Annotated in this window: 24 protein-coding genes; 22 read left to right on the top strand and 2 right to left on the bottom strand. The window is 37.8% G+C overall.

What is annotated here, in order from left to right; genetic code table 11:
* Positions 1-40: 40 nt before the first annotated feature.
* The 4 genes from AC3A54_RS01585 (at position 41) to AC3A54_RS01570 (ending at position 3,093) form a co-directional block, all read left to right on the top strand.
* Complete coding sequence (locus AC3A54_RS01585; RefSeq protein WP_308083388.1) at positions 41-817, top strand: menaquinol-cytochrome c reductase cytochrome b/c subunit; 777 nt, start codon at positions 41-43, stop codon at positions 815-817.
* 82 nt (positions 818-899) lie between these two features.
* Complete coding sequence (gene lhaT / locus AC3A54_RS01580; protein ID WP_487653136.1) at positions 900-1,493, top strand: lipoprotein heptaprenylglyceryl N-acetyltransferase LhaT; 594 nt, start codon at positions 900-902, stop codon at positions 1,491-1,493.
* Positions 1,494-1,565: 72 nt separating this feature from the next.
* Positions 1,566-2,354: a sporulation protein YpjB gene (gene ypjB / locus AC3A54_RS01575; RefSeq protein WP_487653480.1), complete on the top strand. Its 789-nt coding sequence runs from the start codon at positions 1,566-1,568 to the stop codon at positions 2,352-2,354.
* A gap of 58 nt (positions 2,355-2,412) precedes the next feature.
* Positions 2,413-3,093 (top strand): zinc metallopeptidase, encoded by a 681-nt coding sequence (locus tag AC3A54_RS01570; RefSeq protein ID WP_487653135.1) that lies wholly within the window; start codon positions 2,413-2,415, stop codon positions 3,091-3,093.
* A 35-nt stretch (positions 3,094-3,128) separates the two neighbouring features.
* Here AC3A54_RS01570 and AC3A54_RS01565 read toward each other — a convergent pair whose 3' ends face one another.
* Positions 3,129-4,001: a YitT family protein gene (locus AC3A54_RS01565; RefSeq protein ID WP_487653134.1), complete on the bottom strand. Its 873-nt coding sequence runs from the start codon at positions 3,999-4,001 to the stop codon at positions 3,129-3,131.
* Positions 4,002-4,204: 203 nt separating this feature from the next.
* On the opposite strand from AC3A54_RS01565, the gene AC3A54_RS01560 reads away from it, so the two are divergent.
* The 18 genes from AC3A54_RS01560 (at position 4,205) to AC3A54_RS01475 (ending at position 20,301) form a co-directional block, all read left to right on the top strand.
* A complete protein-coding gene (locus AC3A54_RS01560; RefSeq protein ID WP_335547542.1) occupies positions 4,205-4,546 on the top strand; it encodes a nucleotide pyrophosphohydrolase in 342 nt (113 codons plus the stop codon).
* A 5-nt stretch (positions 4,547-4,551) separates the two neighbouring features.
* Positions 4,552-5,355 carry a 4-hydroxy-tetrahydrodipicolinate reductase gene (dapB, locus tag AC3A54_RS01555; protein WP_487653133.1) on the top strand — a complete coding sequence of 268 codons (804 nt, stop codon included), beginning with the start codon at positions 4,552-4,554 and terminating at the stop codon, positions 5,353-5,355.
* A 9-nt stretch (positions 5,356-5,364) separates the two neighbouring features.
* Positions 5,365-5,784: a methylglyoxal synthase gene (gene mgsA, locus AC3A54_RS01550; RefSeq protein WP_487653132.1), complete on the top strand. Its 420-nt coding sequence runs from the start codon at positions 5,365-5,367 to the stop codon at positions 5,782-5,784.
* Positions 5,774-6,484, top strand: coding sequence for a bacillithiol biosynthesis deacetylase BshB1 (bshB1, locus tag AC3A54_RS01545; protein ID WP_487653131.1), 711 nt, complete (start codon positions 5,774-5,776; stop codon positions 6,482-6,484). Before mgsA ends, bshB1 begins: the two co-directional genes overlap by 11 nt.
* Before the next feature lie 5 nt (positions 6,485-6,489).
* Complete coding sequence (gene bshA, locus AC3A54_RS01540) at positions 6,490-7,614, top strand: N-acetyl-alpha-D-glucosaminyl L-malate synthase BshA (RefSeq protein ID WP_487653130.1); 1,125 nt, start codon at positions 6,490-6,492, stop codon at positions 7,612-7,614.
* A gap of 10 nt (positions 7,615-7,624) precedes the next feature.
* Positions 7,625-8,824 carry a CCA tRNA nucleotidyltransferase gene (locus AC3A54_RS01535; protein ID WP_487653129.1) on the top strand — a complete coding sequence of 400 codons (1,200 nt, stop codon included), beginning with the start codon at positions 7,625-7,627 and terminating at the stop codon, positions 8,822-8,824.
* Positions 8,809-9,786 carry a biotin--[acetyl-CoA-carboxylase] ligase gene (locus AC3A54_RS01530; protein WP_487653128.1) on the top strand — a complete coding sequence of 326 codons (978 nt, stop codon included), beginning with the start codon at positions 8,809-8,811 and terminating at the stop codon, positions 9,784-9,786. Before AC3A54_RS01535 ends, AC3A54_RS01530 begins: the two co-directional genes overlap by 16 nt.
* A 256-nt stretch (positions 9,787-10,042) precedes the next feature.
* Positions 10,043-10,879, top strand: a complete 837-nt coding sequence (gene panB, locus AC3A54_RS01525) for a 3-methyl-2-oxobutanoate hydroxymethyltransferase (RefSeq protein ID WP_487653127.1) — start codon at positions 10,043-10,045, stop codon at positions 10,877-10,879.
* A complete protein-coding gene (gene panC / locus AC3A54_RS01520; protein WP_487653126.1) occupies positions 10,876-11,727 on the top strand; it encodes a pantoate--beta-alanine ligase in 852 nt (283 codons plus the stop codon). Before panB ends, panC begins: the two co-directional genes overlap by 4 nt.
* A 29-nt stretch (positions 11,728-11,756) precedes the next feature.
* Positions 11,757-12,140 carry an aspartate 1-decarboxylase gene (panD, locus tag AC3A54_RS01515; protein ID WP_487653125.1) on the top strand — a complete coding sequence of 128 codons (384 nt, stop codon included), beginning with the start codon at positions 11,757-11,759 and terminating at the stop codon, positions 12,138-12,140.
* Positions 12,141-12,283: 143 nt separating this feature from the next.
* Entirely contained in the window at positions 12,284-15,085 is a 2,802-nt protein-coding gene (dinG, locus tag AC3A54_RS01510; RefSeq protein WP_487653124.1) for an ATP-dependent DNA helicase DinG, read from the top strand.
* Positions 15,086-15,161: 76 nt separating this feature from the next.
* Positions 15,162-16,001: a ComEC/Rec2 family competence protein gene (locus AC3A54_RS01505; RefSeq protein WP_335547529.1), complete on the top strand. Its 840-nt coding sequence runs from the start codon at positions 15,162-15,164 to the stop codon at positions 15,999-16,001.
* A 121-nt stretch (positions 16,002-16,122) separates the two neighbouring features.
* On the top strand, positions 16,123-16,293 hold the full coding sequence (locus tag AC3A54_RS01500) for a YpmA family protein (protein ID WP_308083403.1): 171 nt from the start codon (positions 16,123-16,125) through the stop codon (positions 16,291-16,293).
* Between the two features lie 15 nt (positions 16,294-16,308).
* Positions 16,309-16,782: a cell wall elongation regulator TseB-like domain-containing protein gene (locus AC3A54_RS01495; protein ID WP_335547527.1), complete on the top strand. Its 474-nt coding sequence runs from the start codon at positions 16,309-16,311 to the stop codon at positions 16,780-16,782.
* A gap of 29 nt (positions 16,783-16,811) precedes the next feature.
* Entirely contained in the window at positions 16,812-17,999 is a 1,188-nt protein-coding gene (locus AC3A54_RS01490; RefSeq protein ID WP_487653479.1) for a pyridoxal phosphate-dependent aminotransferase, read from the top strand.
* 331 nt (positions 18,000-18,330) lie between these two features.
* Positions 18,331-19,029, top strand: coding sequence for a DnaD domain-containing protein (locus tag AC3A54_RS01485; RefSeq protein ID WP_335547525.1), 699 nt, complete (start codon positions 18,331-18,333; stop codon positions 19,027-19,029).
* Positions 19,030-19,286: 257 nt separating this feature from the next.
* Positions 19,287-19,949, top strand: coding sequence for an endonuclease III (nth, locus tag AC3A54_RS01480; protein WP_335547523.1), 663 nt, complete (start codon positions 19,287-19,289; stop codon positions 19,947-19,949).
* Entirely contained in the window at positions 19,942-20,301 is a 360-nt protein-coding gene (locus AC3A54_RS01475) for a YpoC family protein (protein ID WP_487653123.1), read from the top strand. The genes nth and AC3A54_RS01475 overlap by 8 nt, the downstream gene beginning before the upstream one ends.
* Positions 20,302-20,314: 13 nt before the next feature.
* Here the strand turns inward: AC3A54_RS01475 and AC3A54_RS01470 are convergent, their stop codons facing one another.
* Positions 20,315-22,936: a transglycosylase domain-containing protein gene (locus AC3A54_RS01470; protein ID WP_487653122.1), complete on the bottom strand. Its 2,622-nt coding sequence runs from the start codon at positions 22,934-22,936 to the stop codon at positions 20,315-20,317.
* Between the last annotated feature and the right edge of the window lie 24 nt (positions 22,937-22,960).

The following is a 22,960-nucleotide window of genomic DNA, read 5'->3' as shown; positions in this document are numbered from 1 at the left end:
ATTTTTTCTAATCTCTACGGAAAAAGGAGGGGATTTCTCGATGCATAAAGGTAAAGGTATGAAGTTCGTAGGCGATTCTCGTGTGTTAGCACCTGAAGCACGTAAACAGATGCTTCCTAAAGATTATTCAGAATACCCTGGTAAAACAGAGGCATTCTGGCCGAACTTCCTTTTGAAAGAATGGATGGTAGGAGCTGTATTTCTAGTCGGGTATTTATGCTTAACAGTAGCACATCCAGCTCCGCTTGAAAGGATTGCTGATCCAACTGATACAGGATATATTCCATTACCAGACTGGTATTTCTTGTTCTTGTACCAATTATTAAAATACTCATTTGCATCTGGTCCATATACAGTTATTGGTGCAATGATTATGCCTGGACTTGCTTTTGGAGGACTTTTATTGGCACCGTTCCTTGATCGTGGACCGGAACGCCGCCCAACAAAGCGTCCACTTGCTACTGGATTCATGTTATTGGCGTTAGCTTCCATCGTGTTTTTAACTTGGGAATCTGTTGCTACTCATGACTGGGCTGCTGCAGAACGTCAAGGTAAGATTGTTCCTAAAGTGGAAATCGATAAGTCAAGTGAAGGCTACCAAATTGCAAGTAAAAACACTTGTATAACTTGTCATGGTGAAAATCTTCAAGGTGGTGCTGGTGCACCAACTCTTATTGGAACTGGTTTATCAGCTGATGAAGTAGCGAAGATTGCTAAGCAAGGAAAAGGCGGAAAAATGCCTCCAGGTATCTTTAAAGGTACTGATGAAGAGTTAAAGAAACTTTCAGAATTTATTTCTGGATTAGGTAAAGAATAATTAAATTCAGAAAAGCTGACGGGGAATCGTCAGCTTTTTTATTACACTTCCTACAAAATAGAAATTGAAAAGGGGAGATTTTGTGCGTTGGGTTTATCCTCTCTTGGCAAATCGTTCAATCCTTCAAATCTTGCTTTTAATTAATATAGCAGGAACTATATATGGATATTATTGGTATGGGTGGCAGCTTAAGGAGACACCAGCCATTTTTCTTTTATTTGTACCCGACAGTCCAACTGCAAGTTTATTTTTTATGTTTGTCCTTATTGCTTTTTTATTAAAGAAAAATTGGCCGATAATAGAAGCCTTAGCAATTGTTACACTTTTTAAGTACGGGATTTGGGCAGTTGTCATGAATATTTTAGTTTACTTTGTTCAAGGAGAATTAGATTGGATTGGCTATATGCTAATTTTCTCTCATTTTGCGATGGCAGTTCAAGGACTATTATATGCGCCTTTTTACCGCTTTAGATGGTGGCATTTAATTGTTACGGCTATTTGGACTTTACATAATGATGTCATTGATTACGTATTTTTCATGTTGCCTAGTTATCATATGCTCAATCGCTTTACTCCACAGATTGGATATTTCACTTTTTGGCTCTCAATCGTTTCAATAGGACTTGCATATTATTTTGTCATTCGACCCGAAAGATTCAGGCTTGAAATAAAATAACCAAACATGGTCTAACCTTGTCCAGCTTTTCATACATTTTAATAGTGATGAAAGGGGGGACAAGGATTGAAAATGAAATGGTTATTTATATTTGCAATTGTCATTATGCTCACTCCCATAACTGTACATGCCGAACAGCAATCGCCAATGGAGAAGCTGGATGATATCTCTGATGAGGCTCTCCAAATGGTGAAGTTTCATAGATATGAGGATGCAAAAAAATTACTTGATTACTTTTCCGATCAGTTTATAAGTATTACTGGAACAGAAAAGCCCTTAACGATGGACGAGGTTAGGATTGTTAACACCTCCCATGATGAAGCGATGGAAGCTGCTGTTAGTCCCAATATGAAATATGAGGAAAGAATAAATAAACTAACAAAATTCCGTCTTGTCATTGATGCAATCGCAACTAGTCATCAGCCCTTATGGACAGAAATGGAAGAACAAATCATGACTGCGTTTCACCAAGCGAAGGATGCAGCAATAAATGGTGATAGGGCCCATTTTCACTCAAACTTTAATACTTTTTTATCATTATATAATGTCATATATCCAAGTATGAAAATTGATGTGCCAGTAGAAAATATACAAAGATTAGATGCCCGAATTGATTTTATCAATGAGTATCGTTCCCAGGTTATAACTAATACAGACAGCCAACAAGAGCTGACTGCACTTGATACAGATTTGAAAAATCTTTTTGCAAACATGGAAGAGGATGAAGCAGATCCATCACTATGGTGGGTCATTATTTCAACAGGCAGTATTATTATCATGACATTGTCTTATGTGGGCTGGCGCAAGTATCAGGGTGATAAAAATATGAAGAAAAACCGCTCAAGAGACCAAAAAGATTGACGCATCTAATCAGCTTTACTAAAATGAATAGCATCAAGAGCTGATTGGGAGGATTAATATGTTATACCTTGTTTACTTCGCAGTTATTATTCTTATTCCACTATGGGCCCAATTTAAAGTTAAAAATACCTTTTCAAAATATTCTCGAGTGCCCTCTTCAACCTATGTTAGAGGGGCCGAAGTTGCCAGACAAATATTAAATTCTAATGGTCTCTTCAATGTATCAGTTGAAGAGGGCAGAGGCTTTTTAAGCGATCACTATGACCCAAGGACGAAGACCGTTCGTCTATCGCCTGAAAATTATCATGGTCACTCTATTGCGGCAGCTGCAGTGGCCGCACACGAATGCGGACACGCCATCCAAGACTCTGAAGGTTATGCCTTCCTACGCTTTCGACATGCGTTAGTCCCGGTTGCCAATATAGGATCAAATTTTTCTTGGATTCTGATTATGATAGGAATATTTGCCCACCTGAGTGGTATGCTTTTACTTGGAATTATTTTTATGGCAGTAGCCGTTCTTTTTCAAGTTATCACCCTACCTGTTGAATTTAATGCTTCGAACAAGGCGATGGATCAAGTAGTTTCTTTAGGCTTAGTAGGGAATGGCGAAGAAAGGGAAGCAAAAAAAGTTTTAAATGCAGCAGCTTTAACTTATGTAGCTGCAGCTGCTGTTGCTGTACTTGAATTATTAAGACTGGTACTTATCTTCACGGGTATGAATAGAAGTGATGATTAATACCAATAAAAAAGGCTGACTCCTGTCAGCCTTTTTTAATCCCCTATTGGCATTTTATTTTCATCCAGTGTAAATCCTTCTCCGTGAACATCATGAACGACCGAAATTGAAATAAATGCGTGTGGATCAACCGAAGTAATTAAATTTTTAAGGCGGATTAACTCATTTTTAGCTACCACACAATATAAAACGTCACGGTCGTTTTTAGTATAAGAACCGTAACCTTTAAGAGCCGTAACTCCTCGATCCATTTCCTCCATAATTTTTTTGGAAATTTGTTCGTTTTTTTCAGAGATAATCATGGCTCCTCTAGCAGAGTACGCCCCTTCTTGCATGAAATCAATGACCCTTGCTCCCACAAAAACAGCGACTAACGTATACATAGCTTCTTTATAATTTAAGTATGTAATTAATGAGAGGGTAATGACACATGCATCAAAAAGGAACATCGTTTTGCCCATGCCCCAACCAAAAAATTTTTGGGCAAGCCTAGCTATAATATCAACTCCACCAGTGGTACCTCCAAAACGAAAAATGATTCCTAAGCCAATCCCAGCGAAAACACCTGCAAATAAGGCAGCTAACGTTAAATCACTCTTGAGGGGCATTTCTACAGGATTGCGTTGAAGTATCCATAGAAAAATGGAAACGCCAACGGTTCCGATGATTGTATATAAGAAAGCATTTCTTCCTAGCATCTTCCAACCGATAAAAAATAGGGGGATATTCAGTATTAGGTTTGTATAGGATGGATTCCAGCCAAACAAGAAGTAAAGCAATAGTGTTATTCCAGTGAAACCGCCTTCAGCAAGTTTATTTTGCATATTAAAATTAACTAGGCCGAATGAAAAAATGGCAGCGCCTAATAAAATGAAAAAAATATTTTTTATTTTAAGACCAAAAATCATGATCATGCCTCCTCTTCCATATATTTCTCTCTTATGGCGGTTCTTATTATAGCGAATTAATATGGTTAGAGCAATGCGAAGGTGAAAAGTACCTGTTACGAACGAAAACATTTGTAAATCAGCCTTAATTTAGCTAACATAAAAAAAGATATATATAGTAACTAAGTAAGATTTACTAGTGTTTTGGAAAGAGGTGAAAGTAAATGGCCGCAAAGTCAATGAAGGAACTTCAAAAAGAGGTTGATACATACATTGGGCAATTTAAGGAAGGTTATTTTAGTCCTCTAGCTATGCTTGCTAGACTAACTGAAGAGTTAGGAGAGTTAGCTAGAGAAATAAATCATTACTATGGTGAGAAACCAAAAAAATCAAGTGAAACTGAAAAGGCGATAGAGGAAGAGCTTGGCGATCTTCTTTTTGTAATCATCTGTTTAGCTAATTCCTTACATATCGATTTAGAAGAGGCTCATGATATGGTCATGCACAAATTCAATACAAGGGACAAGGACCGCTGGACAAGAATTAATCAGGATAATAGGGAGTGAAGAAGATGAGTAAAGTTAAGATAATTATTGCTGGCCCCCGTGGACGTATGGGGAGTGAGGCTGTAAAGCTTGTAACAAATACAGAACAGTTTGAACTAGTAGCGGTACTTGATCATAAATTTGATGGAATGATGCTAAGTGATATTGAGGGGTTTCAATCCATTTCAAGTGTGCCCGTATATACTGACATTGTGAAATGTCTGGAAACCATAGAAGCAGATGTGTTAATTGATTTAACCACTCCAGAGGTTGGTATGTACCATGCCAAAACAGCACTAGAATATAATGTCCGCCCAGTCGTGGGTACAACAGGTTTTTCCAATGGGAATTTAGATGAATTACAGCAAATTTGTGAAGAAAAGAAATTAGGTTGTATTATCGCACCAAATTTTGCAATCGGTGCAGTTTTAATGATGAAATTTTCGCAGATGGCTGCTAAATACTTTAACGATGTCGAAATTATTGAAATGCATCATGACCAAAAACTTGATGCCCCCTCTGGTACGGCAGTAAAAACAGCTGAAATGATCTCTGCTGTAAGAGAGGCAAAGAGACAGGGACATCCAAATGAAAAGGAAACACTACCTGGTGCACGTGGTGCAGAATTTGATGGGATGCACGTGCATTCTGTACGATTGCCTGGATTGGTTGCACATCAGCAGGTTTTATTCGGTTCAGATGGTCAGACGTTAACCATTCGCCATGACTCCTACAACCGCAGCTCATTTATGTCAGGTGTAAAGGTAGCGGTAGAGCTAGTCATGAAGAATCCGTCCTTTATATATGGACTTGAAAATATTTTAGAATAGAGGTGAATTATGAATATTGCATTAATCGCGCATGATAATAAAAAAAATGATTTAGTACAATTTGTCACGGCATACCAAGTGATTTTTGGGAAACACACTTTATTCGCTACTGGAACCACAGGATTAAGAATTAGCGAGGCCACTGGCCTACATGTAACACGTTTTCAATCAGGTCCGCTTGGTGGTGATCAGGAAATCGGTGCATTGATTGCAAAAAATAAAATGGATGCCATCTTTTTCTTTCGTGATCCACTAACAGCGCAGCCACACGAACCGGATGTGACGGCTCTCGTTAGATTATGTGATGTGTATGCTATCCCTCTAGCAACTAACATGGGTACGGCTGAATTACTGATTAGAGGATTGGAGCTAGGGTTAATCGATTGGAGAAATATTGTAAAAAAGACTGGTGACGAAAATGAAGAGTGAACATTTACATATCCTTGCTTTTGGGGCCCATGCCGATGATGTAGAAATTGGCATGGCCGGTACCCTTTCGAAGCTTTCTTCAGAAGGAAAAAGGGTAGGAATTTGCGATTTGACGGATGCTGATCTTTCTTCTAATGGGAACGTTCAATTAAGAAAAGAAGAAGCAGCTCGTGCAGCAGAGATTTTAGGAGTATCCTACAGAGCTTCCCTTGCAATGCCTGACCGAGGATTATTCTTAAATGAAGACTACATAAAAAAAATAGTAAATGTCATCAGAACACATAAGCCCAAGATTGTATTTGCACCCTATTTTGAAGATCGTCATCCAGATCATGGTAATTGTTCCCGTCTTGTAGAGGAGGCGGTTTTTTCTGCAGGGATAAAAAAATATCATACAGGTATAGAAATGGAGCCACATCGGGTAGAGAAAGTATATTTCTATATGATTAATGGGTTTCATAAGCCTGACTTTACTATTGATATTTCTCCATTCATTGATAAAAAACTTTCTGCCTTACGTGCTTACCGGAGCCAGTTTGAACAGAGTGATCAAAGTATTGATACCCCATTGGTAAATGGATATATTGAAACGGTGGAAGCAAGAGAAAGAATGTTTGGGAAATTGGTCGGTGTAAGCTATGCAGAAGGATTTAAAACAAAAGTACCAGTACTCTTGGATCGTGATTTGATAGGAGATTAACCATAATGAAACTTAAAATAGGTATTACTTGTTATCCAACTGTTGGAGGATCGGGAGTAGTAGCAACAGAGTTGGGTAAGATGCTTGCTGAAAGAGGACATGAAATACATTTCATTTCTTCGAGCATGCCGTTTCGGCTAAACAAAATGTATCACAATATTTATTACCATCAAGTTGAAGTAAATCAGTATTCAGTTTTTCAATACCCACCATATGATATTGCTTTAGCTAGTAAAATGGCGGAGGTTGCAAATCGAGAAAAACTAGATGTTCTTCATGTCCATTACGCAATCCCACATGCTGTTTGTGCTATACTAGCCAAACAAATGAGTAATCGAGATATTAAGATTGTCACCACCTTACATGGGACGGATATTACTGTGCTGGGTTATGACCCATCCTTAACAGATGCGATTAAATTTGGAATTGAAAAGTCTGATGCTGTGACTGCGGTATCGAACGCACTAGTGAATCAAACGTATGAACTTATTCATCCGGATAAACAAATCGAAACCGTTTATAATTTTATTGATGAACGAATTTACAAAAAGACTGATTCCTCATCATTGAAAGCTGAATTTGAAATAAAAGAGAACGAAAAGGTCATTATCCATGTTTCGAATTTCCGGGCAGTTAAAAGAGTTCAGGATGTCGTGAAAACTTTTGCGAAAATATCTGCAGTCATGCCTGCTAAACTATTATTAGTCGGTGATGGTCCTGAAATATCGATCGTGTGTAAACTCGTTAAACAGCTTGCACTGGAAGATCAGGTCATTTTTCTTGGTAAACAAGAGAATCTTGAGGAACTGTATTCCATTAGTGATTTGAAACTATTGTTGTCTGAAAAGGAAAGCTTCGGTCTCGTGGCTTTAGAGGCCATGGCTTGTGGGGTGCCTTGCATTGGTACGAATGTGGGTGGAATACCAGAAGTCATTCAACAAGGTCAAAACGGATTTATATGTGAGGTAGGAGATATAGAGGATATTTCCATTAAAGCCATTTCATTGTTAAGTGATCCTCGACTTCATCTTGATTTTTCTAATCGGGCCATGGAAACAGTAAAAACAAAATTTATGGCCGACAAAATTGTAGAACAATACGAACAAATTTATTTTAAATTAATGAATTAAGGTGAAGTGTATGATAGAACCTTTCTTATCAGCCATTCCTGTTCTAAAAATGCTAGAAGATGCTGGTTATGAAGCCTATTTTGTGGGCGGGTCGGTTAGAGATTACCTATTAAAAAAGGAAATCAGTGATGTGGATATTGCGACATCTGCAACGCCTGGAGAAGTGAAAAGAATTTTCCCTAAGACTGTTGATATTGGAATAGAACATGGAACAGTTCTTGTTCTGTTCAATAGTGGATCGTATGAAGTAACTACGTTTCGGTCTGAAGCAGAGTATCTGGATTTTCGTAGGCCGAAAGAGGTTTCCTTTATTCGTAATTTAAAAGAAGATTTACAGAGAAGAGATTTTTCGATGAATGCGATTGCAATGGACCGGAATGGAATCTTAATGGACCCCTTTGATGGTCAGTCGGCAATAAGGAGAAAAGTAATTCAGACTGTTGGTCTTGCAGAGGAGCGGTTTCACGAGGATGCCTTAAGAATGATGAGAGCGATTCGCTTTGTAAGCCAGCTTTCCTTTACAATTGAACAGGAAACATTAAATGCTTTAAGAAAACATACACATTTACTTGAACATATAGCGATTGAACGGAAGAGAGTAGAATTTGAGAAACTTTTATCTGGGAAAAGTCGGAAAGAAGCTTTTCAACTTTTGCTCGCTACTGATTTATATGCCTACTTGCCAGGAATGAACAATAATAAAAAGCTCTTAGAAGAGTTGGTACACTATCAATGTGATCATTTAGGAAGGAAGGAAATGTGGTCCTTGCTAATTTATTGTTTAAAACTAGAAGGGAAAAAAGTCGAGTCATTTTTAAGAGACTGGCGTCTTCCGCTAAAAGATATTAGGGATATCCAGCTCATTGTACAATTTACGAGAATTAGACTAGAGAATGAATGGTCTCTAAGTCAGTTATTTGCTGCTGGCCGGGATGTCCTTATCTCTGTTGAAAAACTCTACCAAGTAATAACGAATAAAATCGGTGATGAGTCGGTTTGTTACTGGGTTGAACGCTATGAGAAACTTCCAATTAAAGAGCGCTCAGAAGTAACTGTAACTGGAACTGACATAATGAACTGGTTTAATAAAAGTGGCGGGCCATGGCTAAAAGAGACCATTTCTAAAATTGAGAATGCCATTTTAGAGGGAAGAGTGGTTAACGATAAACAGAAGATTAAGGAGTGGCTTATAGAGTGCAGTCGGAAATAAGAAAAGAATTGCTTGATGCCTTTACGAATGCTCGTGAAGATTTTTTATCAGGACAACAGTTAGCAGAACTAATCGGCTGCTCAAGAACTGCTGTATGGAAGCATATTGAAGAATTAAGAAAAGAAGGCTTTGAATTAGAAGCTGTCAGAAAAAAGGGATATCGCATTATTAAAACACCTGAAAAAATCACAGCAGATGAGATAAGATTGGGTTTAACGACAGAATTCATAGGTAGGAACATCCATTATGAAGAAAGTGTTGAATCTACTCAAAAGATTGCTCATCGATTGGCTGCTGAGGATGTCCCAGAAGGAACCATGATAATTGCGGAAGAACAACGCTCAGGAAAAGGGAGAATGAACCGGAAATGGCATTCACCTAAATATACTGGAATCTGGATGAGTCTCATACTTCGTCCCAATATCCCGCTGACAAAAGCACCACAATTAACCCTTTTAACTGCTGTTGCAGCTGTACAGGCAATTGAAGAGATGACAGGGCTTAATCCGGAAATTAAGTGGCCTAACGATATTTTGCTAAATGGAAAAAAGATAACGGGAATATTAACAGAATTGCAGGCAGAAGCAGACCGAATTCATTCCATCATAATTGGGATTGGGATAAATGTTAATCAGAAAAAAGAAGACTTTCCCGAAGATATTCAAGAAACAGCCAGCTCTCTTTTTATTGAAAAGGACGAAGTCGTCTCCCGTGCAGGTTTAATTAGAAGTTTTTCCAAGCACTTTGAAAAACTATACTTACTTTATTTAGAACAGGGCTTTTTCCCTATAAAAATACTATGGGAAAGTTATGCTATCAGTATTGGCAAGGTCTTAAAAGCAAGAACATTAACTTCTACTATTGTGGGAAGAGCATTAGGAATTACGGATGAAGGAGTATTAAAGCTTGAGGATGACACAGGTGTCATTCATCACATTTATTCGGCTGATATTGAACTATAAACAGCTGTGAGATAATACTTGCGCGAATCTAGTACTTTTTGTATGATAAACACATTGGGCAGTATCCTTCGGAACTGCACCGCTTAAGTTTTGTACCAACAATTAAAAAGGTTTCTGCCTAGATCCGTTATGCGGACCGGGACAGAGGGATGGAACATGCCAAAGAGTAACGGGATCCTCTGCCTTCAGAAGGATCTTTTTATTTGCTCTTCAAACTCGTTTTGTCGCCTCTCCCATATTTTAAGGAGGGAAAATGATGAAGCAAACAACAGATTTCTTGAAAATGAAGGAAAATAATGAAAAGATTGTCATGTTGACCGCTTATGATTATCCATCTGCTAAACAAGCGGAACAAGGGGGAGTTGACGTTATTTTAGTCGGTGATTCTCTTGGAATGGTTGTTCTTGGATATGATTCTACTATTCCTGTGACGATTGAGGACATGATTCATCACACAAAAGCTGTGAAACGAGGGGCTAAAGAAACCTTTATTGTAGCAGACCTTCCGTTTTTAACCTATCATTTATCTATCAGAGATACTTTAATAAATGCCGGTAGACTCATGCAAGAAGCGGGCGCACATGCTGTTAAACTGGAAGGTGCAGATGAGGTTATTGAAAACATTACTGCATTAACCCGTGCGGGTATTCCTGTTTGTGGACATTTGGGCTTAACACCACAATCTGTTGGTGTATTAGGCGGGTATAAAGTTCAAGGGAAAGATGCCCAGGCTGCAAGAAAACTAATGGATGATGCTAGAAAAGTGGAGGAGGCAGGTGCTTTCGCACTTGTACTTGAATGTGTTCCTAAGCAGCTTGCTGAAGAAGTTTCAAGAACCGTAGCTATTCCAGTCATTGGTATAGGGGCAGGAATGGATGTAGATGGGCAAGTACTCGTTTACCATGATATTTTGGGATACGGTGTCGAGCGAGTACCTAAATTTGTGAAACAATACCATTCCGTCAATCCATTTATGATTGAATCCATTCAAGCGTATGTATCAGATGTTAAAAAGGGACTGTTTCCGGAGGATAAGCATTCTTTCACAATGAAAGAAACTGAGCTCAAGGTTCTCTATGGAGGTAAGGAATGAAGGTCATAACAACTATTAAGGACATGCAGTCAGAAATCATGAATCAAAAGGCGTTAGCTAAGTCTATAGGCTTCGTTCCCACTATGGGGTTTCTGCATGAAGGTCATTTAACACTAATAAAGCAAGCAAGGCAAGAAAATGATATCGTCGTCTTAAGTATATTCGTTAATCCATTACAATTTGGACCAAAAGAAGATTATTCATCCTATCCGCGAGATTTCGAACGGGACCGGGCTTTAGCTGAATGTGAACAGGTGGACTTTCTTTTTTATCCATCCGTAGAGGAAATGTATCCAAGTGCCCCATCTGTCAAAGTAGTCGTTCAGGAGCGAACGGACGTCTTGTGCGGAAAATCCCGTCCAGGTCATTTCGACGGAGTTGCAACAGTGCTGACGAAGCTGTTTCACATCGTCATGCCAACGAGGGCTTATTTTGGAATAAAAGATGCTCAACAAGTTGCAGTGGTCAAGGGATTAATTGCAGATTTTAATTTTCCAATTGAGTTGATTGCTGTAGACATCGTTCGTGAAGAGGACGGGCTTGCAAAAAGCTCTCGAAATGTTAACTTATTCCCTGAAGAAAGACAACAGGCACCTGTTTTATATAAAAGCCTACTGGAAGCAAAAAATGCCATTGAAACTGGAGAACGGAATTCAGAAAGGGTAATTAAACAAATCACTGAAATGATCACTAGTGAATCCAACGGCTTGATTGATTATGTTGAGATTTTTTCTTATCCACAGCTAAAACCACTGGAAAAATTAGAGGGTACCATAATTGTAGCACTTGCAGTAAAATTCTCTAAGGTTCGAATAATAGACAATTCCATTATTCATATAGAAGACTAGGGTAAAGGCATCCATAGAGGAGGAATACGATGTTTCGTACCATGATGAGTGGCAAAATCCATCGGGCAACAGTTACTGAAGCCAATTTGAACTATGTTGGCAGTATTACTATTGATGAAGATATTTTAGATGCAGTTGGAATGACAGCCAATGAAAAAGTCCAAATTGTTAACAATAATAATGGTGCAAGACTTGAAACCTATATAATTCCTGGTGAAAGAGGAAGTGGTGTTATCTGTCTAAATGGTGCCGCCGCACGCCTTGTCCAGGTAGGGGATATTGTTATCATTATTTCCTATGTCCTTGTACCTGAGGAAAAGGTTAGGGTTCATACACCGAAAGTTGCGATTATGAATGAAAACAATCGCATAAAAGAACTCTTACATGCAGAACCAGCACTCACTATTATGTAGCTAAATCCCCATTTTGGGGATTTTTCTATTTAATAAATGAATAATAATATTAAGTGGATTACTTTTAGTGTAATGTAGAATTGTTTTCTTTTTACTAATTTTGTGATACCGTTTAATGAACGAAGGTTTGGGGTGTAAATAACATGTTAAATAAATTCGTCGTTATTGATTTGGAAACGACAGGGAATCTTCCAAAAAAGGGCGATAAGATCATACAATTTGCTGCAGTTGTCATTGAAAACGGAACGATCACAGAGCAATTCTCGTCACTTATTAATCCTCAAAAGGCCATCCCTGCTTTTATTGAAGAATTGACAGGTATAAATGATGAAATGGTGAAGGGGGCTCCCTTATTTTCTGAGATTACGGAAAAAATCCAATCATTATTGGAAGAAGCCTATTTTGTAGCTCATAATGTTTTATTTGATTTATCTTTTCTTCAAGAGGAACTCATTCAAGCTGGCCATGAGGGATTTTATGGTCCAGTACTAGATACAGTTGAAATGGCAAGAATCCTTTATCCAACTGCTGATGGGTATAAGCTTTCTGATTTAGCAGAGAAAGAAAATTTGCGTCATGACCGTCCACATCAGGCTGATAGTGATGCCCAGGTTACTGCTGAATTATTTTTGATTCTATTGAATCGGTTGACAGCACTCCCATCACTAACACTAAGGCAGATCACACACCTTTCAGGGGGATTAAAGAGTGATTTGCAACAGCTTTTAGATGAATTGTTGATAAAAAAGGATAAGAAACAAGATAAATTACCAGAAACTATTGAAATATTTCATGATATTGCCTTGAGAAAAAATAAGATTGAGTCACCAGAGGTAGCGACAGAGAGTGACTTGTCTTACCCATTAACTGAAGAGGAAAAAACGGATGTCGTTAAACATGGCTTTGATGTTTTTGAGAAGAGGTCAGGCCAGTTTAAAATGATGGATACCGTTTACCAAGCTTTACAATCTCAAAGACATGCTCTGATTGAAGCCGGAACAGGTGTCGGGAAATCCCTAGGCTATCTATTACCAATGGCTTATTTTACAAAAATACATAAACATCCAATTGTTGTAAGCACGCATACCATTCAACTTCAGGAACAAATTTTAAAAAAGGAAATTCCATTGTTGGCTGCTATTCTACCTTTTAGGATTCGAACTGTTCTTTTGAAGGGTAGGAACCATTATTTAAGTCTGGAAAAGTTTTATCAAACACTAATGGACGAAAATGATAATTATGATACGACCTTAACGAAGATGCAAATACTAGTTTGGCTGACTGAAACGGAAACTGGAGATAAAGATGAATTAAATCTTTCTTCTGGAGGTCTGATTTATTGGAATAAGATTAAAAACGAAACAACCGTGTATTCGCAAAATCAGCAGTGGCAAGAAAGGGATTTTTATATTAAAGCGAAAAGAGCCGCACATGATGCAGATATCATCATTACCAATCATTCTTTATTACTAAGTGATATTAAGGGAGACGGCTCTATCCTGCCAAAGTTTGAGTATGTTGTGATAGATGAAGGTCATCATCTTGAAAAAGTGGCGGGACAATTTTTTGGTAATTCATTAGATTACCTATCCACTCGGCTGCTTGTGGGTCAATTTGGCGTTTTTGAACAAAAACAGCTATTGTATGAACTAGAGAAATTGCTTTCGCAAACTATTGGTAATAAGCTAAATTTCCAAACTTCTGAAATGAATCAACTTGTAATTGATATTAATTATGAAATGGATGAGTTTTTTAAAATGATTGCGTTGTTTGCAAAAACAAAGCTTTCCAATAAAAAAGGATTTAATCGAGTGAAGATCCGATATGCTCATTCAGACGGTGGCAAGGAAGGGAATGGGTTAAAGCATTGTGCAGAGAGATTTTCCTTTTTACTAAAGGATTTACACGCTAAAATTAGCGAACGTCTTGATTTGATTAATAACGATAGTGAATCCTTATCAAAAGAGCAGCAAATTAAAATAGAAGAAATTTATTTGTTCTTAAAAGAACTTAGTGAACTTAGAGATACCATAATGAATTGTTTTATTAAAGAATCGAAGGACGTTAAATGGATTGAGATGGATACCCGTTCACCTCAAAACGTGACAACTTTTATTGCACAGCCTGCTTCAGTGGCTGCATCACTAAAGAAGTTCTTTTTTCAAAAGAAAAAGGCAGTGATCCTAACATCTGCAACTTTAACCGTTAATAACTCATTTGATTATATGATGAAGGAAATCGGGATGGATAGCGACTCTCCTATTCAAATGACCATTCCATCACCCTTTGAATATAACAAACAAGTTCAACTATTTATTCCTGAGGATTTGCCAGAAGTTAATACCGTAACGTTAGATGACTATGTAATAGCAATAACCGAACATATTATTACCATTGCGGAAGCCACAAAAGGAAGAATGCTTATCCTTTTCACTGCATATGACATGCTTAAGAAAACCTATGAGTTGATTAAGGAAAGTGGTTTTTTAGATGAATTTGTCCTAATAGCTCAAGGGATAACGAGCGGAAGCCGTACGCGTCTTACGAGAAATTTTCAACGATATGATAAAGCAATTCTTTTTGGGACGAGCAGTTTCTGGGAAGGAGTAGATATTCCTGGTGAGGATTTATCTTGCCTTGTGATTGTAAGATTGCCCTTTAGCCCACCAGATGAACCATTAACGGAGGCAAAATGTCAATTAATTGCACAGGGGGGAGGCAACCCCTTCTCAGAGTACTCTTTGCCTGAAGCCATTTTGCGATTCAAACAAGGATTTGGGAGATTGATTCGCACCGAGAATGATCGAGGAGTTATGTTTGTTTTTGACAAAAGAATTATCACCACTAAATACGGAAAGTCATTTTTACAATCTATACCTTCAGTTCCAATAAAGAAGGGAACAATTGATGAGCTTGTTCTACGGATTCAGCCTTGGTTAAAGTAGGGGAAATAGATTATAAACATAATACAGCATAAAATTTGGAAAATTACACATTCTATTCATAATGGGAGGAATGTGTATGAGAACACTGCTCATTTTATTAGCCCTATTTATCCCTTGTACATTAATTAAGGCTGAGGAACCAATTGACAATCAAGTGGAGAACATCGATTTACACTTAAATGACCATGAAGCTGTCGTCACTTTTTTGGGTCTTTCAGAAGGTGAAGCAGTGTTGCTTCAAGCCGCAAATGGTAAAAATATATTGATCAATATGGGTGGCAAAGGAACGAGGGCAGAACTAGAAGAAGGTCTTTCTCTTTATGATGTAAAAGAAATTTCAACTCTTTTCTTAACAAATGATGATGTATCGTTAGATAAAATCAAACAGTTAATCTCTAGCTATAAAATAAAAGAAATTATCACTACTTCTGAAATCTCTGCGCAACTAACTAATGAGTTAAAAACAATCAATCATATACCAATCCTTGCGTGGGGAGCAGGGACTAAGAAGGAAATCCTTCCTGATATGACAGCAGAAGTGGAATTTGTAGGAGAAGAATCAAATGAAGGTATGGACTTAAAATTGCAATTTTTTAACCATACTATTTTTTTGATGAGTTCCAATAGTCCGCGAGCTGAACAAGTTCTTATGAAGAAAAATTTAAGGAATGTTAATGTGTTTAAGATACCCAACTGCAGTATGGAAGGACCTCTGTCAGAACAATTGATACAATATCTTAACCCTGAAATATCTATTCTATTCGAAGGGAATAATGGTATGGACACTAAAACTCTTCGTGATTTGAATGAAATTTGGTCAGAGGTCTACTCTACAAAAAAGCATGGTACTGTAACAGTTAAATTTACAGAAAATAATTATGAGGTCATCAGGATTCCAGTAAAGTTAGATGAATAATCTACCTCTAAAAAATTCAATTAATTTAATTATTATTAATAACACGGTTTCAACGTATCCTGTTATAATAGTAGAAAGATTCTTCACAAGCGGAGTTTTGGTAGGAAAAGGAGAAATATGGATGGAAAGTAAAATTGAAGTATTGTCTACAGTGAAAATTCAGTACAGCTCTGATTTATATAAAATTGTGGATGCCTTAAATCGAACCTTAAAGCAAAAAGATCTCATGTTTGGGCTTGCTCTAGACCAAGATGATAAAAATAAAGCGATTTTTACAATATATCGTACATAAAGAAGTGAACTAAAAGTGAAAAAGTGGATTCTCTCTATTGTCATATTTTTTGTAGTCCTTATTGGGATTTTAATTAAGGTGTATTTATCTGCAATGAATCCAGTGAAGGCTGCGGAAGAAAAAGCGGTTTTACTGGCAAGTAAAAAGGCACAATTAACTGAAATACAGGATTTTCATCTTTACAATGGCTTAGAGACAGTTAATGTCATTGAGGGGAAAAATAAAAAGGGTGACAAGATTATTGTTTGGATTCCTGAAAAAAGTAAGAAGGTTTTTGTAAAAAAAGCTAAAAATGGACTCTCTAAAGAAGAGGCTGTACAAAAACTGCTGCAGGAAAAGAACCCTAAAAAGATTATATCCGTTCGCCTAGGAATGGAAAAAAATATCCCATTATGGGAAATTTATTACCGTTCTGAAAATAATTTAATAAATTATTATTATGTTCACTTTGAAACAGGTGAGTGGCTAAAAAAAATTGAAAACCTATAGAGGGATGGAGAATGGAGGAAGTATTGGTAATGGAATTAGCACAAAGGGTGTTGGCACTCACACCTTCCACAACATTAGCTATTACGGCAAAGGCAAAGGAATTAAAGGAAAAAGGTGAAGATGTCATCGGATTAGGTGCGGGGGAGCCTGATTTTAATACTCCACAGCATATTTTAGACGCTGCAGTAATCTCAATGAATGAAGGTCATACGAAATATACACCTTCAGCAGGATTACCGGCGTTAAAACAGGCCATTATCAAAAAGTTTGCATCAGATCAAGGTTTAGCATATAAACCAAATGAAATTATTGTGGGCAATGGTGCTAAACATGTACTCTATACTTTATTTCAAGTACTTTTGAATGATGGTGACGAGGTAATCATCCCGACTCCCTATTGGGTAAGCTACCCAGAACAGGTTAAGTTAGCTGGTGGTGTTCCTGTTTATATTGACGGATTAGAACAAAATCAATTTAAAATTACACCTGACCAATTAAAAAATAATATTACAAGCAAAACGAAAGCTGTAATTATCAATTCCCCAAGCAATCCTACAGGAGTATTGTATACTGCTGAAGAACTTTTAGAATTAGGTAAGGTATGTCTTGATGAAGACGTTCTTATCGTCTCAGATGAGATATACGAAAAGCTTGTTTATGGAAATCATAAACATGTTTCAATTGCAGAGCTATCTCCACAACTGAAAGCTCAAACGATTGTTATCAATGGTGTTTCCAAGTCTCACTCTATGACAGGGTGGAGAATTGGCTATGCGGCGGGAAATCAACAGATTATCGAAGCAATGACTAACTTAGCAAGTCATAGCACGTCAAACCCAACAACTACTGCCCAATATGCAGCAATTGCTGCTTATAATGGGCCACAAGAGCCGGTGGAGGAAATGAGAAAAGCCTTTGAAGATCGTTTAGAGATTATTTTTGATAAGCTAACGGCCATTCCCGGATTCACTTGTGTAAAACCACAAGGTGCATTTTACTTGTATCCAAATGTTAAAAAAGCAGCACAAATGACAGGATTTAATCATGTGGATGACTTTGTTGAAGCGCTACTAGTAGAGGCAAAAGTGGCTGTCATTCCTGGTTCTGGTTTTGGAACACCTGATAATATCAGACTCTCTTATGCAACTTCATTGGAACAATTAGAAAAAGCTGTTGAAAGAATGAACCAATTTGTTATCGAGAAAACTCAATTATAAAACATTAGTAAATTAAATTTATTAACCTAACGGCTGTGTTAAAGAACAGTGTTGATTTTTACACCCTGTTGATTGGAGCGGAAGGCACGAAGACTCCTGTGGGAGTATGGTTCAGGGGAGACCCCGCAGGCGCTTTTCGCCGAGGAGGCTCGCCGAAACACCCACGAACCGCTCGTGCCTGGAGCGGAAATCAACAGGTAATTTAACAGCGCCAACCTAATATAAAAGTCTGCATTATGCAGGCTTTTTGCTTTTCCTTTCCAAAGCTGGATGCCTAATACTCTTACTAGGAAGGATTGTTCGTGGTATACTAATCAGGAGGTGTCCAAAGATGAAAACAAATATTTTAGCATGGCTTCAAGAAGGGACAATAACGGTTCCTAGCTTATTATTTTCTGAATATCGAAATCTTAATTTAAACGAAACAGAACTTGTTCTTTTATTAAATATCCTAACCTTTTTAGAAAAAGGAAACGAATTTCCTACCCCAGAAGAACTTTCCGCTCGAATGACTATTTCCATTGCTGATTGTAATGAAATGTTAAGAAGATTGATTCAAAGAGGATTTATCGAAATCATTGATTCCTACTCAACTGATGGCATTCGTTATGAAACATACTCAGTTAATCCACTTTGGGAGAAACTTGTTGACCAATTCTTATTAAGCAAAAAAATGGTTAACAAACTGGAAAAAAAGACTGAAGAAACAGACCTTTATACCTGCTTTGAGAAGGAATTTGGCCGCCCTCTATCACCATTTGAATGTGAATCTCTTGGTATGTGGATGGATGACGATCACCATGACCCTATCATAATAAAAGCAGCACTAAGAGAATCCGTTATGTCAGGAAAATTAAACTTTCGATATATAGATAGAATTCTGTTTGAGTGGAAGAAAAACGGTATTCGAACCATTGACCAAGCGAAAAACCATGGACAAAAATTTAGACAAAAGCAAACACAAAAAGCAAGCATTAAGGATGAACCCCATCAGCCATCCGTACCATTTTATAACTGGTTAGAGCAATAAATTACAAACGAGAGAATCATCTCTCGTTTTTATTTGATTTTTATATTAGCTGTGTTAAAGAACATTGCTAATTTTAATACTCTTTTGATTGGAGCGGAAGGCACGAAGACTCCTGTGGAAGTACGGGTCAGGGGAGACCCCGCAGGCGCTAGCGCCGAGGAGGCTCGCCGAAACGCCCACGGAAAGCGAAGTGCCTGGAGCGGAAATCAACAGACAAGTTTACGAGTTATATTATTATTACAGGTTAGGTGATATCTTTGTTAAATAATACACAGATTCGTTTTTGTTTAGACCAGATGGGAGCTATGTTTCCTGACGCACATTGTGAATTAAACCATTCCAATCCTTTTGAACTGGTTATTGCCGTCGCACTTTCAGCACAATGTACAGATGTACTTGTGAACAAGGTGACAAAAGACTTATTTCAAAAATACAAAACACCAGAAGATTACTTAAAAGTCCCACTTGAAGAACTGCAGAATGATATTCGGTCTATTGGCCTTTATCGAAACAAAGCTAAGAACATTCAAAGTCTATGCAAATTGGTCTTGAATGAATACGGTGGAGAAATACCAAAGGACAGAGATGAGTTAACCAAACTTCCGGGAGTGGGTAGGAAGACGGCAAACGTCGTTGTGTCAGTTGCCTATAATATCCCTGCTATTGCTGTTGATACACATGTTGAAAGAGTAAGTAAGCGTTTAGGGATCTGTCGTTGGAAGGATTCAGTTTTAGAAGTGGAAAAAACGTTAATGAAAAAAGTTCCAAAAGAGGAATGGGGCGTTACCCATCATCGGTTAATCTTTTTTGGAAGATATCATTGTAAAGCCCAAAATCCACAATGTCCAAGCTGCCCGCTGTTAGAGCTATGCAGGGAAGGAAGGAAGAGGATGAAGGGAAAGGTTGAAAATCATGGATAAACAAAGCGATGCGGCTTCTATGATTTTGAGTGAATGGAAACAAATTGAAAGACAGCTTGAAAAACTATTTTCTGAACGTGACCAAAAAAACACAAAAGAATCGATGGAAAAGGGGATCAATCTATTTCTTCATTTTTTAATGGTTTCAAATGATACTGAGTACATCGACCGTGGACCAATACCATATGAAAGTTTCCAATTTAAACCAGTAAATATTGTAGAAAGGTTGGAGTTTATCCAATCAAGACCTACTTTGTTTCATTCATACCGTCAGTTGTCAGAACTGATGTTGGAACAACAAAAGCTTTATGCAAAGAAATTAATAAAAAAATCGTCTAAGCCAATAGCCTAGACGATTTTTTTTATTAATAAGGTTCACGCGAGCCTGAACCTTGACCACTTGAAGGAGTTCCAGGAAGTGTAGCCGGTGGGGTGGTACCACCTTGGTCTCCACCATCTCCACCGTCATTTCCGTTGCCGTCTCCATTGTTATTTCCATTACCATTGTTATTACCATTACCGTTACCGTTACCGTTACCATTACCGTTACCGTTACCATTTCCATCACCGTTACCATTTCCATCACCGTTGTTGCCATTCCCATTCCCTTGATCAATTTCAGGGGTAGGAATCTCAATGGCAGTAGTAGCAGGGTCACTCCTTTTATTATCTACAATTGCAATAATTGAGAAGGAATATTTTGCTCCTGGAATTGCTGGTATCATTAATGTAGTTTCTGCTTGTGTGTATTTCTTTTGAGCAGAACCATCATTGACAGTAATTTCGAACGTAACTGGTAAGTTTTTAGGGTTGTTGTAGTTCCATGTTAATATAATGTTTTTAGTAACTTCATCATATTTTGCAGCTGCATTTGCTGGTGCCTCAAGTTTGGTATACTTCTCGGATACCTTTTTAGGAGCATGCCCTTTTACAGCATATTCTGTAGTGATTTCACTATCCGGTGTATATTCACTAGCAAGTACTGGAGGCATGGATCCTTTTTCGATTCTAACCTTTTGCACGCTGTTAGGTATCTTGAAATCAGGTGTTTCGATATCTTTTGAGACATAAGCCATAAGATTTTTAAAGATTAGCTGTGCAATTCTTTGATTGTCTCCGACAGCTGTAATTGGTGTTGAGCGGTCTTTGTATCCTGTCCAAATGGATGCAGTGTAATTTGTTGTATAGCCAGTAAACCAAGCATCCGGGACAGAGCTGCTGCTTTTTATATTCCATTTCTTCATTTCTTCATCTGTATAATTTGTTGTTCCTGTTTTTCCGGCAATTGGAAGTCCTGGTACTTTTGCTCTTGTTCCTGTTCCAGGAGATACGAGAACACTTTTTAACATATCTGTAACCATAAAGGCAGTTGAATCCTTCATGACTACCTTTGGTTTAAGTTCAGAGCTAATCATTGTACCATCACGCAATTTTATTTTATTTATAGCATGTGGTTTTGTATAAAGACCATTATTTCCAAATGCGCTATAGGCTCCAGCCATTTCTAGTGGGGAAACACCAACGGTTTTCCCGCCAAATCCTCCAATGGCATAGGATTCATATATTTCTTTTAAAGGTATACCAAGACCTAAAGCGAATTCCATTGCTCTATCTAATCCCACTTGTTGTAGTGCCTGGACGGCAGGGGTGTTCCTAGATAATTGCAGGGCAGTTCTAATTGTCATTGGGCCTTTATACTTTTGGTCCCAGTTCCCGAATTTTTTCCCAGTTGAATATGTAATGGGTTTATCTTCAATCATTTCATATGTTCCCCAATTTAAATATTCAATCGCAGGACCGTAATCAAGAACAGGCTTTATCGTTGATCCTGGCTGGCGCTGAGTATCGATTGCGTAGTTGAAACCGCGTTTTACCTGCTGGTTCCGTCCGCCACCAATGGCTCGGATTTCTCCTGTCTTTGTATCTAAAAGGGCAATACCAGCTTGAAATTCCTCATCTGGATAGTTAATAATTCCTTCTTTTGAATTTAGGATTTTTTCTACTTGATCTTGAGCATTCGTATCTAAGGTTGTATAAATCGTTAAACCATCTGTAAAAATATCAAAATCGGTAGTTGCTTTTACTTCATCAATAACAGCATCAACAAATGCACCGTAAGGGTCTTCATCTACCTTACGCTGATTTGGTGGTAAAACGGTAGATGCAACTGAAACCTTTTGTGCCTCTTCCATTTGCTCTTTTGTAATATATCCATGCTGATGCATTAATGTTAAGACGATGTTCCGTCTTTTCTCAGCTAAGTCAGGGTGTGTAAATGGATTATAATTATTGGGACTTTGAGGCATCCCTGCAATTTGAGCAGCTTCTGACAACGTTAAGTCCTTTAGTTCTTTGCCATAATAAATTTTTGCTGCAGTAGCAATACCGTGACTGTTTTGTGATACAAACACCTTATTTACATACATTTCAAAGATTTGGTGCTTTGTATATTGTTGTTCAAGCTTATAGGAAAGCCATGCTTCCTGAACTTTTCGCTTTAATGTTTTTTCATGAGTTAAAAATGAGTTTTTAACTACCTGCTGGGTAATGGTACTACCACCTTCTGCACCAAACCCGTGTTGGAAGTTTGCTATAACGGCTCCTCCAAGGCGAATGGGGTCAATCCCGTGGTGCTTGTAAAAACGATAATCTTCTGTCGCTAAAATGGCATTTTCAACTTGCTTTGGTATGTCTTTATAATTCACATATTCGCGGTTTACGGCACCTACTTCAGTAATCGGTTTGCCATCTTTATCTAATATTTTAGAAGGGATTGGATCTTTCAATAGTTTTGGGTCAAGTGCTGGAGCATCCTTTACTAAATAGGCGAAAGTCCCAACTCCAGTAATAATACCTACGATTCCAAGAATAACAAGACTTAAAAAAATTTTCTTAAAAAGTCCACTTGAATTTTTCTTGGCTTTTGGTTTACCTTTGGATTGGAGTTTCTTTCGGCGCTCCTCTCTTGATTTGTATTGTTCAGACATATAATAATTCCTTCCTTTCTAACT

Source organism: Neobacillus sp. Soil_C_43 (assembly GCF_057656715.1).
Note: the sequence above shows the minus strand (reverse complement) of the source record. Positions and strands in the feature narration are given on the sequence as shown.

Excerpts from the sequence above, each read along its gene's own strand:
- AC3A54_RS01475 (WP_487653123.1), top strand. The coding sequence starts at position 19,942 with ATGGATAAACAAAGCGATGCGGCTTCTATGATTTTGAGTGAATGGAAA.
- dapB (WP_487653133.1), top strand. The coding sequence starts at position 4,552 with ATGAGTAAAGTTAAGATAATTATTGCTGGCCCCCGTGGACGTATGGGG.
- AC3A54_RS01570 (WP_487653135.1), top strand. The coding sequence starts at position 2,413 with ATGTTATACCTTGTTTACTTCGCAGTTATTATTCTTATTCCACTATGG.
- AC3A54_RS01490 (WP_487653479.1), top strand. The coding sequence starts at position 16,812 with ATGGAATTAGCACAAAGGGTGTTGGCACTCACACCTTCCACAACATTA.
- AC3A54_RS01505 (WP_335547529.1), top strand. The coding sequence starts at position 15,162 with ATGAGAACACTGCTCATTTTATTAGCCCTATTTATCCCTTGTACATTA.
- panD (WP_487653125.1), top strand. The coding sequence starts at position 11,757 with ATGTTTCGTACCATGATGAGTGGCAAAATCCATCGGGCAACAGTTACT.
- ypjB (WP_487653480.1), top strand. The coding sequence starts at position 1,566 with ATGAAATGGTTATTTATATTTGCAATTGTCATTATGCTCACTCCCATA.
- AC3A54_RS01560 (WP_335547542.1), top strand. The coding sequence starts at position 4,205 with ATGGCCGCAAAGTCAATGAAGGAACTTCAAAAAGAGGTTGATACATAC.
- AC3A54_RS01565 (WP_487653134.1), bottom strand. The coding sequence starts at position 4,001 with ATGATTTTTGGTCTTAAAATAAAAAATATTTTTTTCATTTTATTAGGC.
- AC3A54_RS01485 (WP_335547525.1), top strand. The coding sequence starts at position 18,331 with ATGAAAACAAATATTTTAGCATGGCTTCAAGAAGGGACAATAACGGTT.
- dinG (WP_487653124.1), top strand. The coding sequence starts at position 12,284 with ATGTTAAATAAATTCGTCGTTATTGATTTGGAAACGACAGGGAATCTT.
- panC (WP_487653126.1), top strand. The coding sequence starts at position 10,876 with ATGAAGGTCATAACAACTATTAAGGACATGCAGTCAGAAATCATGAAT.
- bshB1 (WP_487653131.1), top strand. The coding sequence starts at position 5,774 with ATGAAGAGTGAACATTTACATATCCTTGCTTTTGGGGCCCATGCCGAT.
- AC3A54_RS01535 (WP_487653129.1), top strand. The coding sequence starts at position 7,625 with ATGATAGAACCTTTCTTATCAGCCATTCCTGTTCTAAAAATGCTAGAA.
- AC3A54_RS01585 (WP_308083388.1), top strand. The coding sequence starts at position 41 with ATGCATAAAGGTAAAGGTATGAAGTTCGTAGGCGATTCTCGTGTGTTA.
- mgsA (WP_487653132.1), top strand. The coding sequence starts at position 5,365 with ATGAATATTGCATTAATCGCGCATGATAATAAAAAAAATGATTTAGTA.
- panB (WP_487653127.1), top strand. The coding sequence starts at position 10,043 with ATGAAGCAAACAACAGATTTCTTGAAAATGAAGGAAAATAATGAAAAG.
- AC3A54_RS01500 (WP_308083403.1), top strand. The coding sequence starts at position 16,123 with ATGGAAAGTAAAATTGAAGTATTGTCTACAGTGAAAATTCAGTACAGC.
- bshA (WP_487653130.1), top strand. The coding sequence starts at position 6,490 with ATGAAACTTAAAATAGGTATTACTTGTTATCCAACTGTTGGAGGATCG.
- AC3A54_RS01470 (WP_487653122.1), bottom strand. The coding sequence starts at position 22,936 with ATGTCTGAACAATACAAATCAAGAGAGGAGCGCCGAAAGAAACTCCAA.